A 671-nucleotide genomic window follows, 5' to 3' on the forward strand; every position below is an offset into this window, starting at 1 on the left:
GGCCGTCTCAAACTCCACGTGCAACACCTATCCCGATCTGACATAGGCTGTTGCGATGAGAACCTATAGCGAATTGACGTTGGAAGAGAGAGTGGAGATCCAGCAGCGGCTGGAGTCTGGCGATAGCTTGCGTGCCATCGGGCGGTCGCTGGGGCGTGCGCCCAGCACGATCAGCCGGGAATGCCGCAGGGTCGGCTCGGAAGGCGCTCGTTACAAGGCGCGGACGGCGCACCAACATAGTCAGCGATGCCGGGCCAAGCCGCGTGTTCCGCGGAAATTGGATGACCCTGCGTTGTGGGAAACGGTACAAGCGCTGTTGCGCGCGCAGTGGTCGCCGGAGCAGATCGCCGGGATACTGGCGAAAGCCTTCCCTGCGACAGCGAGCCATCGGGTGTCCCACGAAACCATCTACAGCGCCGTGTATCTGGTGCCACGCGGCGCGTTGCGCACCGAGCTGATCGCCTGCCTGCGGCAAGGCCGTAGCACGCGCAAACCACGCGCGCGCGGCATCGATCGACGCGGCCAGATCCCGAACATGCAGAGCATCCACGTGCGTCCACCGGAAGTGGCGGACCGTTTGATCCCTGGGCACTGGGAGGGCGATTTGATCAAGGGCACCGGCAACCGTTCGTCCGTGGGGACGCTGGTCGAACGCACCAGCGGCTTCGTGG

At 64.4% G+C, this 671-nt stretch carries 1 protein-coding gene; it reads left to right on the plus strand.

Going from position 1 to position 671, the window contains the following annotated elements:
- Positions 1–55: 55 nt before the first annotated feature.
- On the plus strand, positions 56–671 hold a 616-nt coding region (locus B1991_RS18445; RefSeq protein ID WP_136260130.1), incomplete at its 3' end, for an IS30 family transposase.

Origin of the sequence: Rhodanobacter lindaniclasticus (genome assembly GCF_004799035.1) — a bacterium.
GTDB classification, from domain to species: Bacteria; Pseudomonadota; Gammaproteobacteria; order Xanthomonadales; family Rhodanobacteraceae; genus Rhodanobacter; species Rhodanobacter lindaniclasticus.